This is a genomic window from Mesorhizobium silamurunense (genome assembly GCF_014843825.1).
Taxonomy (GTDB): Bacteria; Pseudomonadota; Alphaproteobacteria; order Rhizobiales; family Rhizobiaceae; genus Mesorhizobium; species Mesorhizobium silamurunense.
The window spans coordinates 1-13,238 of record NZ_JHQR01000165.1; the positions used below are offsets into that span (position 1 = coordinate 1).

Here is a 13,238-nt window from a genome sequence, read left to right on the forward strand (position 1 = left end):
ATGATCGACCAGGGCTGCGCCAGCGGGCTCGACGGCACGGCAAAGAGCAACACGGCGGAAGCGCCCATCGGCGCCACCAGCATCGCCACATGCGGGCCGCTGCCCATGGCGAGCCCGCTGATCACGCCGGTCAGCGCGATGCCGATCGTGGCGCCGATGCAGGCGGCGAGCCGTTCGCGGAGCGTTGCGCCGGCAAGGATCGGAACGAAAAGGCGAAACGCCATGGCAGGCCCCAGGTCGAATAGCTTGAATTGTCGAATGGGTGGAATTTGCGCTACTCGCAATGCCGCCAGAGCCACGGATTTGGAAGCCAAACCAATTCGTTTATTCCCGGCCGGGAAGAATATTATTGCGCGGCGACGCCTTGGCGGCATGCAGCCGGCGGCTTTCGCTTTCTCAATCGCGTCAAGGCGTTACGAGCGTTTACGGAATCGGCTGCGAGGCGCTGAGCCCGTTACTCGGTGGCTGCTGCCGCGTTGAGCCCGCGCAAAATGTCGGCCTTGAGGTCCTCGACATCTTCCAGCCCGATCTGCAGGCGGATGAGCGGCCCGGCATAATCTTCCTTGGCGACGGTGCGGTCGCCAAGGAAGACCGGCACGGCAAGGCTCTCATAGCCGCCCCAGGAGTAGCCGAGGCCGAAGATCGTCAGCGCGTCGAGGAAGGCGTGCTGCTCTCTCTGACCGCCGCCTTTCAGCACGATGGAGAAGACGCCGCTCGAGCCGCAGAAATCGCGCTTCCAGAGCGCGTGGTCGGGGTGGCTCTCCAGCGCCGGATGCAGCACCTCAGCCACGCCCGGCTGCTCCTCCAGCCAGCGCGCGATCTCGAGCGCGCTCTTCTGGTGGTGTTCGAGTCTCACCCCCATGGTGCGCAGGCCGCGCAGCGTCTGGTAGACGTCGTCCGGGCCTGAACAGCAGCCCAGCGTGCAGAAACCTTCATAGAGCTTCTTCCAGCAGGCTTCGTTGGCCGAGACCAGGCCGAGCAGCACGTCCGAATGACCAGCCGGGTATTTGGTTGCAGCATGGATCGAGATGTCGACGCCGTAGTCGAGCGGCTTGAAATAGAGCGGCGTCGCCCAGGTGTTGTCCATCATGACGATCGCGCCGGCGGCGTGCGCCGCCTTGGCGATCGCCGGAATGTCCTGCACTTCATAGGTGTTCGACCCCGGCGATTCCGTAAACACCACCTTGGTGTTGGGCCTGATCAGCGAGGCGATGCCGGCGCCGATGCGCGGATCGTAATATTCGATCTCGATGCCGAGGCGCTTCAGCATGGTGTCGGCGAAATTCCGTGTCGGGTGATAGACAGAATCGACGATCAGCAGATGGTCGCCGGCCGAGACGAAGGTAAGCAGGGGAATCGTCACCGCAGCCAAGCCTGACGGCACGGCTATCGTGCCGGCCGAGCCTTCGAGCGCGTCGACGGCGAGGGTCAGCGCATCCATGGTCGGCGTGCCGCGCGTGCCATAGGTGTATTTCTGGCTGCGCGAGGCCATCGCGGCGGCGTCGGGATAAAGCACCGTCGAGGCATGCACGATCGGCGGATTGACGAAGCCGAAATAGTCGCGCGGGTTGTTGCCGGAATGGGCAAGCCGCGTGTTGATGCCGATCTTGCTGCCGTCTGTCGCCATGGTTCGTCGCTCGTCGCAATGTGTCAGGAGCCCAGCCATAGAGCGGTGGAACCGGCCACGCAACCGCTCCGAATCCGCCAAGCGGCGGTGTTCGGATGGGCCAAATGAACGGCTCGCCGGCTCATTGTTTGCGCTCGTTGCGCACTTCCGGCGGACTTGGCTTGAAAGGCAGGCTTTGTTGTCTTCTCGGCCATGAATCGCGCCAGTCCTTCTGTCGGCGGCGACAGTAGTAAGGGCGGAAACTCACGTAACGTTCAAATTTCCACGGCGCCGGACTTGCCGGTTTCGGTTGCAGCTCTTGACCAATTGGCGGGCGCTTTTGTCTGCAATTCGTGCATTTGCGATGATCGGTTTTCAAACCCGTCGCAATTCGGTCATTTCCCTTGACCTCACAGGAATAATCGCCTTCGATGCGTTTCGTGAATGGGAGGCAGCGCATCGTCAAACGATGCGGGCCCGGAGTGGGCCCAAATGGGAGCTGCATTCACAAACGAAAAAAGATCAGGGCTGCCTGGCAAGCAGGGGGCGCCTGTAAAGCAGAAAAGGGTCTGTGGGTCATGAAACATATTGCAATCGGCATTTTTGGCGCGGCTGCGCTCGGATTGATGGCTTCGGCCGCTTCGGCCGCCACGCTCGATACCGTGAAGCAGAAGGGCTTCATCCAGTGTGGCGTGTCCACCGGCTTGGCCGGCTTCTCGGCGCCGAACGACAAGGGTGAGTGGCAGGGCCTCGATGCCGATTTCTGCCGCGCCGTCGCGGCCGCCGTCTTCGGCGACGGCTCCAAGGTCAAGTTCACGCCGCTCAGCGCCAAGGAGCGCTTCACCGCGCTGCAGTCCGGCGAGGTCGATCTCCTGTCGCGCAACACCACCTGGACCATCAATCGCGACACCGCGCTTGGCCTGAACTTCGTCGGCACCACTTATTATGACGGCCAGGGCTTCATGATAAACGCCAAGAAGCTGCCGGGCGTCAATTCGGCGCTGCAGCTTTCGGGCGCCGCCGTGTGCGTGCAGAGCGGCACCACGACCGAGCTCAACCTCGCCGACTACTTCAAGAAGAACAAGATGGAGTACAACCCCGTCGTCTTCGAGAAGCTGGAAGAGGTCAACGCCGCCTATGACGCCGGCCGCTGCGACGTCTACACCACGGACCAGTCCGGCCTCTACGGCATCCGCCTGACGCTGGCCGCGCCGGCCGACCATGTCGTGCTGCCCGAGATCATCTCCAAGGAGCCGCTCGGTCCGGCCGTGCGCCAGGGCGACGACCAGTGGTACCATATCGTCAAGTGGACCTATTTCGCGCTGCTCAACGCCGAGGAAGCCGGGATCACCCAGGCCAATGTCGATGAGTTGAAGACCTCGACCGATCCGAACGTTCAGCGTATCCTGGGCACCGAACCCGACAGCAAGTTCGGCACCGATCTCGGCGTCACCAACGACTGGGTCGTGAACATCGTGAAGGCTGTCGGCAACTACGGCGAAATGTTCGAGCGCAATGTCGGCTCGGGCAGCCCGCTCAAGATCGCGCGTGGCATCAACGCGCTTTGGACCAAGGGCGGCCTGCAATACGCTCCGCCGATCCGCTGACCGAAACGTGATCCGGGGGGCAGATAGTCTGCCTCCCCGGTTTCTCTTTCCAGGGGACGGTCGCATGGCATCGCAGGAAATCCTTCGTGAGGAGCCGAGCCGCGGCTCCCTCATCAATGACCCGAAAATACGCGGCCTTTTCTTCCAGACGCTGGTCATTATCCTGCTGTTCGGCTCGATCTGGTGGATCGTCCACAACGTCATCGACAACCTGACGCGCCTGCACATCGCCTCCGGCTTCCAGTTCCTGAGGGGCAGGGCGGGTTTCGACATCTCGGACACGCCGATCGCCTACACGTCCGATTCGACCTACGGCCGGGCCCTTGTGGTCGGTCTGCTCAACACAATCATCGTCGCGGCCGCCGGCGTCGTCACCGCGACCATCATCGGCTTCATCGTCGGCATCGGCCGTCTGTCGCAGAATTGGCTGATCCGCAAGATATGCATGGTCTATGTCGAGATCTTCCGCAACATCCCGCCGCTGCTGGTCATCTTCTTCTGGTATTCGGGCGTTCTCGCCGTTCTGCCGCCGCCGCGTGAGAGCATCCATCTGCCGTTCGGTTCTTTCCTCAACCAGCGCGGCTTTTATATTACGCGCGCCGTTTGGGGCGAGGGCTCCTGGCTGATTGCCGTCGCCTTCGTCGTGGCGCTCGCCATGGCCTGGTTCGTCGCCCGCCGCGCGCGCCAGCGGCAGATGGCGACTGGCCAGCAATTTCCTGTGTTCTGGACTTCGGTCGCGCTGATCGTCGGCTTGCCGGTGCTCGCCTTCCTGCTCGCCGGCATGCCCCTCACCTTCGATTTCCCGAAGCAGTCGACCTTCAATCTCACCGGCGGCTTCCAGCTCAAGCCGGAATTCCTGTCGCTCTACATGGCGCTGTCCTGCTATACGGCCGCCTTCATCGCCGAGATCGTGCGCGCCGGCATCAGGGGCGTCAGCAAGGGCCAGACCGAGGCAGCGGGCGCCCTTGGTTTGCGCTCCGGTCCGATTCTCAGGCTCGTCGTGGTGCCGCAGGCGATGCGCATCGTCATCCCGCCGCTGACCAGCCAATATCTCAACCTGACCAAGAACTCGTCGCTGGCAATCGCCATCGGCTATCCTGACCTTACCGCCACCGCCGGCACGGTACTCAACCAGACGGGGCAGGCGGTCGAGGGCGTGCTGATCATGATGATCGCCTATCTGGTGCTGAGCCTCGTGACCTCGGCGGTCATGAATGTGGTCAACGCCAGGATGGCGCTGGTGGAGAGATAGGGCCATGCAGGAACACGACACCTCCTGGGTGCGCACCGAGATGGCCCTGGCCGAGCCGGCGCCGCTTGGCGAGCGCGGCGCTATCGCCTGGGTGCGCAAGAACCTCGTCGGTTCGGTCGGCGACACCATCCTCACCATCCTCGGCATCGCCATCGTCGCCTGGATCCTGCCGCAGGTTATCAACTGGGCCTTCATCAACGCCCAGTGGACCGGGCCGGATCGCACGGTCTGCGCCACCGCCGCGCAAGGCGGGGTCCAGCCGGACGGCTGGACCGGCGCCTGCTGGGCCTTCGTCAACGCCAAGTTCGGCCAGTTCATCTTCGGCACCTATCCCATCGAGGAACGGTGGCGGCCGACCCTGGTCGCCGTCCTGTTCGCGGCTTTGCTGGTGCCGATGCTGATCCCGCGGGTGCCGCGCAAGGGGCTGAACGCGATCCTGCTCTTCCTGGCGCTGCCGGTCGTCTCCTTCTTCCTCCTGTCCGGCGGCGTGTTCGGCTTGCCGGTCGTCGAAACCTCGCGCTGGGGCGGCCTCCTGGTCACGCTCAGCCTTTCCTTCGTCGGCATTGCCGTGTCGCTGCCGCTGGGCACCGTGCTGGCGCTCGGCCGCCGATCGAAAATGCCGATCGTCAAGCTCTTGTGCGTCATCTTCATCGAGTTCGTGCGCGGCATCCCGCTGATCACGGTGCTGTTCTTCGCCAGCGTCATGCTGCCGCTGTTCCTGCCGGCCGGCGTCACCTTCGACAAGTTCCTGCGGGCGCTGATTGGCGTGTCGCTGTTTGCCGCCGCCTACATGGCGGAAGTGGTGCGCGGCGGCCTGCAGGCGATACCGAAGGGGCAGTATGAGGGCGCCGATTCGCTCGGCCTCGGCTATTGGCAGAAGATGGGGCTGATCGTGCTGCCGCAGGCGTTGAAGCTGGTCATCCCCGCTATCGTCAATACCTTCATCGGCATGTTCAAGGACACCAGCCTGGTGCTCATCATCTCGATCTTCGACCTGTTGGGCGTGGTCAAGCAGAACCTGTCAGACGCCAACTGGGCGACGCCGCAGACCGCCAGGTCTGGCCTTGTGTTCGCCGCCTTCGTGTTTTGGCTGTTCTGCTTCGGCATGTCGCGCTATTCAATGTACACCGAACGCCGGCTCGACACCGGCTACAGACGATAAAAGGGGATTTGGCCATGGCCATCGAGAACGCCGTCAGCGCCGAAGAGATCAAGGTCGATGCCAAGAAGATGCATATCTCGACCACCGATGTCGCCATCGACATCGTCGGCATGCACAAATGGTATGGCGAGTTCCATGTGCTGAAGGACATCAACCTCAAGGTGATGCGCGGCGAGCGCATCGTCATCTGCGGTCCGTCAGGCTCCGGCAAGTCGACCATGATCCGCTGCATCAACCGGTTGGAAGAGCACCAGAAGGGCAAGATCATCGTCGACGGCAAGGAACTCACCAACGATCTGAAGAAGATCGACGAGGTGCGCCGCGAGGTCGGCATGGTGTTCCAGCACTTCAACCTGTTCCCGCACCTGACCATCCTGGAGAACTGCACGCTGGCGCCGATCTGGGTGCGCAAGACGCCGAAGAAGCAGGCCGAGGAAATCGCCATGCATTTCCTCAAGCGCGTCAAAATCCCGGAACAGGCGAACAAGTACCCGGGCCAGCTCTCCGGCGGCCAGCAGCAGCGCGTGGCGATCGCCCGCTCGCTGTGCATGAACCCGCGCATCATGCTGTTCGACGAGCCGACCTCGGCGCTCGACCCGGAAATGATCAAGGAAGTGCTGGAGACCATGGTCGGCCTCGCCGAAGAAGGCATGACCATGCTCTGCGTCACCCACGAGATGGGCTTTGCCCGCAAGGTCGCCAACCGGGTGATCTTCATGGACCAGGGCCAGATCGTCGAGCAGAACACGCCGGCCGAGTTCTTCGATCATCCGCGTCATGAGCGCACGAAACTGTTCCTGTCGCAGATCCTGCACTGAGCGGATCGGATATCGATTCGCGAAGCCCGGCCGCAAACGGCCGGGCTTTTTTGTTATTCCGGCGATCGATTGGCTCGATTGAACGGGGGGCGCCGCACCTTGATGAGAAAACTCTGGCGCTTCCTGGCCATGCTGGTTGCCGCGGCGCTTCTTGCCGTGACGCTCGGCACGCTGGTGCCGCGTCCGCTCTGGCCGGCGGCGGCCGCGGGCGAGGGCACCCGGCGCATACTGGTGCTGAGGAACCCGATCCATACCGACATCGCGATACCGGTCGACGACGGCGTGCGCCGGCGTTTCCATTTTCTAGCCGATTCCGGCCTGCCGGTTGATTCACCGGCGGCGCGCTACTTCGTTTTCGGCCGGGGCGGCCGTGCCTTCTATCTGGAGACGCCGACCTGGTCGGAATTGAAGGCGGTGCCGGTGCTCAAGGCGCTGACGCTCGATGCCTCTGTGATGCATGTCGATGTCGCCGGTGCGATTGCCGAGCCGCACCCGGACGTCGCCGGCTTCGACATCGACGAGACGCATTTTTCGGCGTTGCTCGACTACATTCAATCGAGCTTCCGGCAGGGGCCGAACGGGCCGGTGGCCATCGACAATGCCGGCTATTCCAGCTTCGACCGCTTTTACGAGGCCAACGGCCATTTCAACGCACTGGTCGGCTGCAACAGCTGGACGGCGCAGGCACTGCGCGCCGCCGGCCTGCGCACCGGCTGGTGGAACCCGCTGCCGGTGTCGCTGGAATGGTCGATGAGGCTGTATAATTGAAGGCGATTGCGCTACCGCCTCACAACCTTCCGCTGCTCCCACCCATAGAGCCAGTCGAGATCGGCCGCGAGCTTCTCCGCCGGCCGCGTCGCCAGCATGAGATTCCGAGCGATTGCGACCGGTCCCCAGGCGTGCCAGGCCAGTCTGTTGAGCGCGCCGCGCCTAAGCACCTTCTCGATGCGCGGCCGCCGAAGATTTTCCCAGATGGTGAGGCTCCGCCTGGGGTCGTCAGGGAAGTCGGCGACCAGGCCGGCGAGCATCGCGGCGTCCTCAATTCCCATCGCTGCGCCCTGGGCGGCGAAGGGCGTCATGGCGTGCGCCGCGTCGCCGATCAGCGCGATGCCTTCCGGCATCGTCCAGCGCCGCTGCTCGACGGTGTGGATCGGAAATGCCGTCCATGGGCCGGCCAAGGCGGCAAGCCTTACAAGCGCTGGCGAGGTTCCGCGCATGGCGCTGGCGAGAATTGCGGGATCGGCATGGCCCGACCAGCCTTCCGCGATACGCCCGCCCTTGGTGAAGGCGGCGAGGTTGAAGGCGCTGCCCTTGCTCACCGGATAGGCGACCATGTGGAAGCCAGGATGGAGGAACGTGGTGACGCAGTCGGCGGCGCCGATCGCCGCAAAGGCCTCGCCGGCGGGGCTTTCCACCGCCACCGTGGCGCGCCAGGCCAACTCGCCGGAGAACCGGCTTCTCGTGAAAGCGGGGTCCCTGCCGGCAAGTTGTGACCTGACCGACGACCAGACGCCGTCGGCGCCCACCAGAAGGCCGCCAGCGACCTCCATGCTGCCGCCGTCCTTTTGGGCTGTGACGGCGATATCTTGCGGCGCGACAGCGATGCCTGTCACCCGCGCTCCGGTGACGAGCTGGATCTTGGGATGCTCCGCCACCCGCGCCGTCAGCGCCGCTTGCAGGTCGGTGCGATGCGCCACCAGATAGGGCGCGCCCCAACGCTGTTCGCCGGCCTGCCCCAGCGGCACGCGAGCCAGCTCGCGCGAGGTTGCGGCGTCCTTCAGCAGCACCGCTCTAGGCCTGATCGCGCTCAGCCGCAACCGGTCGAGCGCGCCGAGCTGGCGCAGAATGCGCGTCGCGTTGGGGGAGAGCTGGATGCCGGCGCCTGCCGCTTCGATCTGCCTGGCCTGTTCCAGCACCGTGACGGCGTAGCCGCGCTCGGCAAAGGCAAGCGCTGCCGTCAGACCGGCGATACCGGCCCCGGCGATGACGACCTGCCGGGACCGTGTGTCATTCATGATCTAGCAGTCATCCATGATCTGCGGATCAGGCGGCCTGGTCGATATAGAGGCAGCCGGCAGGCTCCGTTTCCGTCGCCTTCAGCTTCGGCGAATAGCGGAAGAGCGTCGAGCAATACGGGCAGACCTTCTCATTGTCGTCGCCCATGTCGAGGAACACATGCGGATGGTCGAAGGGCGGATTGGCGCCGGTGCACATGAATTCCTTGACGCCGATGTCGATGACCGGATGGCCCGCATCGTTCTGGAAATGGGGAATGGAACCGCCAGCCATCGTCGTCTCCTTCAGTTCGGCCCGTTTGCATCTGGATCATAACCGGCCAGTTTGCAAGATCGATGAAATGAAACTGTCGCAAAAGGCTGGCAGAGGATAAGTTGAGCCGGTTAAGCGCATGAACTCGGGAAGCCGAAGCGATTCCATGACGGATCATGCGTCATAAAAGCGTGTTAGAGCGTCCATAACGCATCCGGCGGTGTATGGCGCTCGAAAAGGGCGGTTGCGGGCAAGAGCGGGAAATCATGAGCGAACTGAGGCCGGTACAGAGCGAGTTCATCACCGTCGAGGCGGCAAGCCCGGACGGCGGCAATCCCGACCGTTTCGTCAACCGCGAATTCTCCTGGCTGCAGTTCAACCGGCGCGTGCTCGAGGAATCGCTGAACGAGCGCCATCCATTGCTGGAGCGCGTCCGCTTCCTGTCGATCTCGGCCGCCAATCTCGACGAGTTCTTCATGGTCCGCGTCGCCGGCCTCGCCGGCCAGGTGCGCGAAGGCATCGTGCTGAAGAGCCCGGACGGCCGCACGCCCGAGCAGCAGCTCGAGCAATTGCTGCGCGAGGTCGAGCGCCTGCAGGAGGACCAGCAGAAGAGCCTGTCGGCGCTGATGGAGCTGCTCAACAAGGAAGGCATCGAAAGCATCGCCCGCGATGGCCTGACCAAGGACGAGAAGGCCTGGCTGGAGGAGCATTTCCAGGAGCAGGTTTTCCCCGTGCTGACCCCGCTGTCGATCGACCCGGCACACCCGTTCCCGTTCATCCCCAATCTCGGTTTCTCGATGGCGCTGCAACTGCGCCACCGCAAGAACGGCGAGGAGATGAGCGCGCTGCTGCGCCTGCCGGTGGCGCTGCGGCGCTTCATCCGTCTGCCCGACCGCAAGCGTCTTGTGCGCTTCATCCCGCTGGAGGAAGCGGTCGGCCTCTATATCGGCAAACTTTTCCCAGGATATGAGGTCAAGGGCTCGGGCACGTTCCGCATCATCCGCGACAGCGACATCGAGGTGGAAGAAGAGTCGGAAGACCTCGTGCGCCTGTTCGAGACGGCGCTGAAACGCCGCCGCCGCGGGTCCGTCATCCGCATCGAATTCGACACGCTGATGCCGGCCGAGCTGCGCGATTTCGTCGCCGGCGAGCTCGGCGTATCGTCGAGCCGCATCAGCGTGCTCACCGGCCCGCTGGCGCTCAACCAGATTTCCGAGATCGTCGCCATCCCGCGCGACGACCTCAAATTCACGCCCTACAACCCGCGCTTTCCCGAGCGCATCCGCGAGCATGGCGGCGACTGCCTGGCCGCCATCCGCGAGAAGGACATCATCGTCCACCACCCCTACGAATCCTTCGACGTCGTGGTGCAGTTCCTGCGCCAGGCGGCGGCCGATCCGGAAGTCGTCGCCATCAAGCAGACGCTCTACCGCACCTCGAACGACAGCCCGATCGTGCGGGCGCTGATCGATGCGGCCGAGGCCGGCAAATCGGTCACGGCACTTGTCGAGCTCAAGGCGCGCTTCGACGAAGAGGCCAACATCCGTTGGGCGCGCGACCTCGAGCGCGCCGGTGTCCAGGTCGTGTTCGGCTTCCTGGAGTTGAAGACCCACGCCAAGATGTCGCTGGTGGTGCGCCGCGAGGACGGCCGGCTGCGCAACTACGTGCATCTCGGCACCGGCAACTACCATCCGGTCACCGCCCGCATCTACACAGACCTGTCCTTCTTCACCACCGACCCGACGATCGCGCGCGATGTCGCGCAGATCTTCAACTTCATCACCGGCTATGCCGAGCCCGCCGAGGAGATGCGTCTAGCGGTGTCGCCGTTCACGCTGCGCGACCGCATCCTGAGGCACATCTCCGAGGAGATCGCCCACGCGCGCGAGGGCCGGCCGGCCCGCATCTGGATGAAGATGAACGCGCTGGTCGACCCGATCGTCATCGACGCGCTCTATGACGCCAGCCGCGCCGGGGTCGAGATCGATCTCGTCGTGCGCGGTATCTGCTGTCTCAGGCCGCAGGTGCCGGGGCTTTCCGAGAACATCAGGGTGAAGTCGATCGTCGGCCGCTTCCTCGAGCACAGCCGCATCTTTTGTTTCGGCAACGGCCACGGCCTGCCGTCGGACGAGGCGATCGTCTACATCTCCTCGGCCGACATGATGCCGCGCAATCTCGACCGCCGTGTCGAGACCCTGGTGCCGATCACCAATCCGACTGTGCATGAACAGGTGCTTGGCCAGATCATGCTGGGCAACATCATGGACAACCAGCAAAGTTTCGACGTATTGGCTGACGGCACCTCCCGGCGCGTCGCGCTGGAGGAGGGCGAGGAACCGTTCAACGCGCAGGAATATTTCATGACCAATCCGAGCCTTTCCGGACGGGGTGACGCGCTGAAATCGCATGCGCCCAGGCGCATTGCCCAGTTCAAGCGCCGGAAGAAGAACGGCGCCGCGTGATTTCAATTTCCCAGGGCCGGCTTCAGGACCGGCGGCCGCTGTCCATCATCGACATTGGATCGAACTCGATCCGCCTCGTCGTCTATGAAGGGCTGGCGCGCTCGCCGACGCTGCTGTTCAACGAAAAGATGCTGGCCGGCCTTGGCCGCGGCATCGTTTCGACGGGCAAGCTCGATCCCGAGGCGGTGACGCGCTCGATGGAGGAGTTCCGCCGTTTTCGCGCGCTTTCGGATCAAGCCGGCGCCGAGCACATGTATGTGCTGGCGACCGCGGCCGCCCGCGAGGCAGTCAACGGCCCGGATTTCATCCATCGCGCCGAGGATGTGCTGAAGACCGAGATCCGCGTGCTCTCCGGCCGGCAGGAAGCGCATTATTCGGCGCTCGGCATCATCTCCGGCTTCCACCCGGCCAACGGCATCGCCGGCGACCTTGGCGGTGGCAGCCTGGAGCTCATCGACATCAATGGCGAAGCGATCGGCGACGGCATCACGCTGCCGCTCGGCGGCTTGCGCCTGCAGGACATGGCGAAGAACTCGCTCGTCCAGGCGCAGAAGATAGCGCGCCAGGAACTGGCGCGGGCGAAGCTCTTGAAGGGCGGGCAGGGCAGGGTCTTCTACGCCGTCGGCGGCACCTGGCGAAACCTCGCGCGGCTCCACATGGAGATGACCAACTACCCGCTCGGCGTCATGCATCATTACGAGATATCGGCTGATAGTGCGCAGAGCTTCCTCAGGCAGGTGGCCAAGGGCGAAGTCGAGAAGGTCAAGGGCATCGAAGGCGTTTCCAAGAACCGCCGCTCGCTCCTGCCTTACGGCGCCATTGTGCTCCAGGAGATCATGGCGGCCACGCAGCCCTCGAAGATCGTCGTCTCGGCGCAGGGCGTGCGCGAGGGCTTTCTCTATTCGTTGCTCGACGCCGCCGAGCAGAAGGCCGATCCGCTGATCTCGGCGGCAGAGGAGCTTGCGTTGCTGCGCTCGCGCTCGGTCCACCATGCGCACGACCTCGTCGAATGGACGGGCAAGGCCTTCAAGGCCTTCGGCATCGACGAGACGGTGGACGAGGCGCGCTACCGCCACGCCGCCTGCCTGCTTGCCGATATCGGCTGGCGCGCGCATCCGGAATATCGCGGCCGGCAGTCGCTCAACATCATCGCGCATGCCTCCTTCATCGGCGTCGATCATCCGGGCCGCGCCTATCTGGCTTTGGCCAGCGCCTACCGCCATGACGGCGTCTTCAACGACGGCATCGCGCCCGAGATCAAGGCGCTGGCGCCGCCGCGCGTGCTCGAGCGTGCGCGTGTGCTGGCGGCGATGATGCGTGTCGTCTACCTGCTGACGGCGGCGATGCCGGGTGTGATGCCGCGGCTGAAATGGGAAAGCCGCGGCAATGGCGCGCTGGCGCTGGTGCTGCCGGCATCGCTCGCCGCCCTCTATGGCGAACGCCCCGCCGGCCGGCTGGCGCAGCTCGCGCGCATCACCAACCGCCGCCTGATGCTGGCGGTCGAGGGCGGTCCAAGCGTTTCTGTGAAGTAGTCGTCAGGTCAGTTGCGCGTCGACGTCGAAGCCACGTCCATCCGCCGACCAGGCGCCTGCGCCGGCCATGGCGAGCGCCAGGAAGCCGCCGGCGATGGCGATGTCCTTCATCAGCATCTGCCGGTGCAGGAAGGCTAAAGTCGCATCGTCTGCCCCCTGGCCGTAATGGCCGATGAAACCGGCGACGATGCAGAAGGCGGCAAGCAGAAGTGCTGCGATCCGCGTCTGGAAGCCAACAAGGATGAGCAGGCCGGTGATCAGCTCGAACAGGCCGGTGCCCCAGGCGGCTAAAGCCGGCAGCGGCAGGCCGAGGTCGGCGAAATAGCTGGTCGTGCCGGCGATGTTGGTGAGCGCCTGGAAGCCCGAGGGCACGAAAAGCGCGGCAAGCAGGAGCCGCGAGACGAGAAGCAATGCGTTGCGGGGCATTGGCCACCTCCCTTGCCGATACCCGGGATCGTACCGGCTCTCGGTGCAGTGTACGCCTGCAGTTGAGAAAACGAAAAAGCGGCGCGGAAAATTCCGCGCCGCTTG

General features: G+C 64.1%; 12 protein-coding genes. 7 read left to right on the forward strand and 5 right to left on the reverse strand.

Annotated features, from left to right (window positions below):
* Together DH10_RS18600 and DH10_RS18605 are read right to left on the reverse strand one after the other, a co-directional pair.
* Positions 1-224 (reverse strand): HPP family protein (locus DH10_RS18600; RefSeq protein ID WP_192385221.1); only part of this gene is annotated, 224 nt, incomplete at its 3' end.
* A gap of 230 nt (positions 225-454) precedes the next feature.
* Positions 455-1,627, reverse strand: a complete 1,173-nt coding sequence (locus DH10_RS18605; RefSeq protein ID WP_192246278.1) for a cystathionine beta-lyase — start codon at positions 1,625-1,627, stop codon at positions 455-457.
* A 557-nt stretch (positions 1,628-2,184) separates the two neighbouring features.
* Between DH10_RS18605 and DH10_RS18610 the strand changes: the two genes are divergently transcribed.
* The 5 genes from DH10_RS18610 (at position 2,185) to DH10_RS18630 (ending at position 7,213) form a co-directional block, all read left to right on the forward strand.
* Positions 2,185-3,213 (forward strand): amino acid ABC transporter substrate-binding protein, encoded by a 1,029-nt coding sequence (locus DH10_RS18610; protein WP_192246276.1) that lies wholly within the window; start codon positions 2,185-2,187, stop codon positions 3,211-3,213.
* A gap of 64 nt (positions 3,214-3,277) precedes the next feature.
* The gene (locus DH10_RS18615; RefSeq protein ID WP_192246274.1) at positions 3,278-4,465 is read left to right on the forward strand and encodes an amino acid ABC transporter permease; all 1,188 of its coding nucleotides are present in this window, start codon (positions 3,278-3,280) and stop codon (positions 4,463-4,465) included.
* Positions 4,466-4,469: 4 nt separating this feature from the next.
* On the forward strand, positions 4,470-5,627 hold the full coding sequence (locus DH10_RS18620) for an amino acid ABC transporter permease (RefSeq protein ID WP_192246272.1): 1,158 nt from the start codon (positions 4,470-4,472) through the stop codon (positions 5,625-5,627).
* Between the two features lie 14 nt (positions 5,628-5,641).
* Positions 5,642-6,445, forward strand: coding sequence for an amino acid ABC transporter ATP-binding protein (locus DH10_RS18625; RefSeq protein WP_281396720.1), 804 nt, complete (start codon positions 5,642-5,644; stop codon positions 6,443-6,445).
* 102 nt (positions 6,446-6,547) lie between these two features.
* Positions 6,548-7,213, forward strand: coding sequence for a TIGR02117 family protein (locus DH10_RS18630; protein WP_192246270.1), 666 nt, complete (start codon positions 6,548-6,550; stop codon positions 7,211-7,213).
* An 11-nt stretch (positions 7,214-7,224) separates the two neighbouring features.
* Here DH10_RS18630 and DH10_RS18635 read toward each other — a convergent pair whose 3' ends face one another.
* Together DH10_RS18635 and DH10_RS18640 are read right to left on the reverse strand one after the other, a co-directional pair.
* A complete protein-coding gene (locus DH10_RS18635) occupies positions 7,225-8,460 on the reverse strand; it encodes an FAD-dependent monooxygenase (protein WP_192246268.1) in 1,236 nt (411 codons plus the stop codon).
* 28 nt (positions 8,461-8,488) lie between these two features.
* Positions 8,489-8,734, reverse strand: coding sequence for a zinc-finger domain-containing protein (locus tag DH10_RS18640; RefSeq protein WP_192246266.1), 246 nt, complete (start codon positions 8,732-8,734; stop codon positions 8,489-8,491).
* A 245-nt stretch (positions 8,735-8,979) separates the two neighbouring features.
* Between DH10_RS18640 and DH10_RS18645 the strand changes: the two genes are divergently transcribed.
* Both DH10_RS18645 and ppx read left to right on the forward strand, forming a co-directional pair.
* Positions 8,980-11,175, forward strand: coding sequence for an RNA degradosome polyphosphate kinase (locus DH10_RS18645; RefSeq protein WP_192385222.1), 2,196 nt, complete (start codon positions 8,980-8,982; stop codon positions 11,173-11,175).
* Complete coding sequence (gene ppx, locus DH10_RS18650; protein ID WP_192246264.1) at positions 11,172-12,707, forward strand: exopolyphosphatase; 1,536 nt, start codon at positions 11,172-11,174, stop codon at positions 12,705-12,707. Before DH10_RS18645 ends, ppx begins: the two co-directional genes overlap by 4 nt.
* 3 nt (positions 12,708-12,710) lie before the next feature.
* On the opposite strand, the gene DH10_RS18655 is transcribed toward ppx, so the two are convergent.
* Entirely contained in the window at positions 12,711-13,133 is a 423-nt protein-coding gene (locus DH10_RS18655; protein ID WP_192246262.1) for a DoxX family protein, read from the reverse strand.
* Positions 13,134-13,238 lie beyond the last annotated feature (105 nt).

Coding starts and splice junctions, on each gene's coding strand:
- DH10_RS18635 (WP_192246268.1), bottom strand. CDS start 8,460: ATGAATGACACACGGTCCCGGCAGGTCGTCATCGCCGGGGCCGGTATC.
- DH10_RS18615 (WP_192246274.1), top strand. CDS start 3,278: ATGGCATCGCAGGAAATCCTTCGTGAGGAGCCGAGCCGCGGCTCCCTC.
- DH10_RS18625 (WP_281396720.1), top strand. CDS start 5,642: ATGGCCATCGAGAACGCCGTCAGCGCCGAAGAGATCAAGGTCGATGCC.
- DH10_RS18655 (WP_192246262.1), bottom strand. CDS start 13,133: ATGCCCCGCAACGCATTGCTTCTCGTCTCGCGGCTCCTGCTTGCCGCG.
- DH10_RS18610 (WP_192246276.1), top strand. CDS start 2,185: ATGAAACATATTGCAATCGGCATTTTTGGCGCGGCTGCGCTCGGATTG.
- DH10_RS18630 (WP_192246270.1), top strand. CDS start 6,548: ATGAGAAAACTCTGGCGCTTCCTGGCCATGCTGGTTGCCGCGGCGCTT.
- DH10_RS18640 (WP_192246266.1), bottom strand. CDS start 8,734: ATGGCTGGCGGTTCCATTCCCCATTTCCAGAACGATGCGGGCCATCCG.
- DH10_RS18620 (WP_192246272.1), top strand. CDS start 4,470: ATGCAGGAACACGACACCTCCTGGGTGCGCACCGAGATGGCCCTGGCC.
- DH10_RS18645 (WP_192385222.1), top strand. CDS start 8,980: ATGAGCGAACTGAGGCCGGTACAGAGCGAGTTCATCACCGTCGAGGCG.
- DH10_RS18605 (WP_192246278.1), bottom strand. CDS start 1,627: ATGGCGACAGACGGCAGCAAGATCGGCATCAACACGCGGCTTGCCCAT.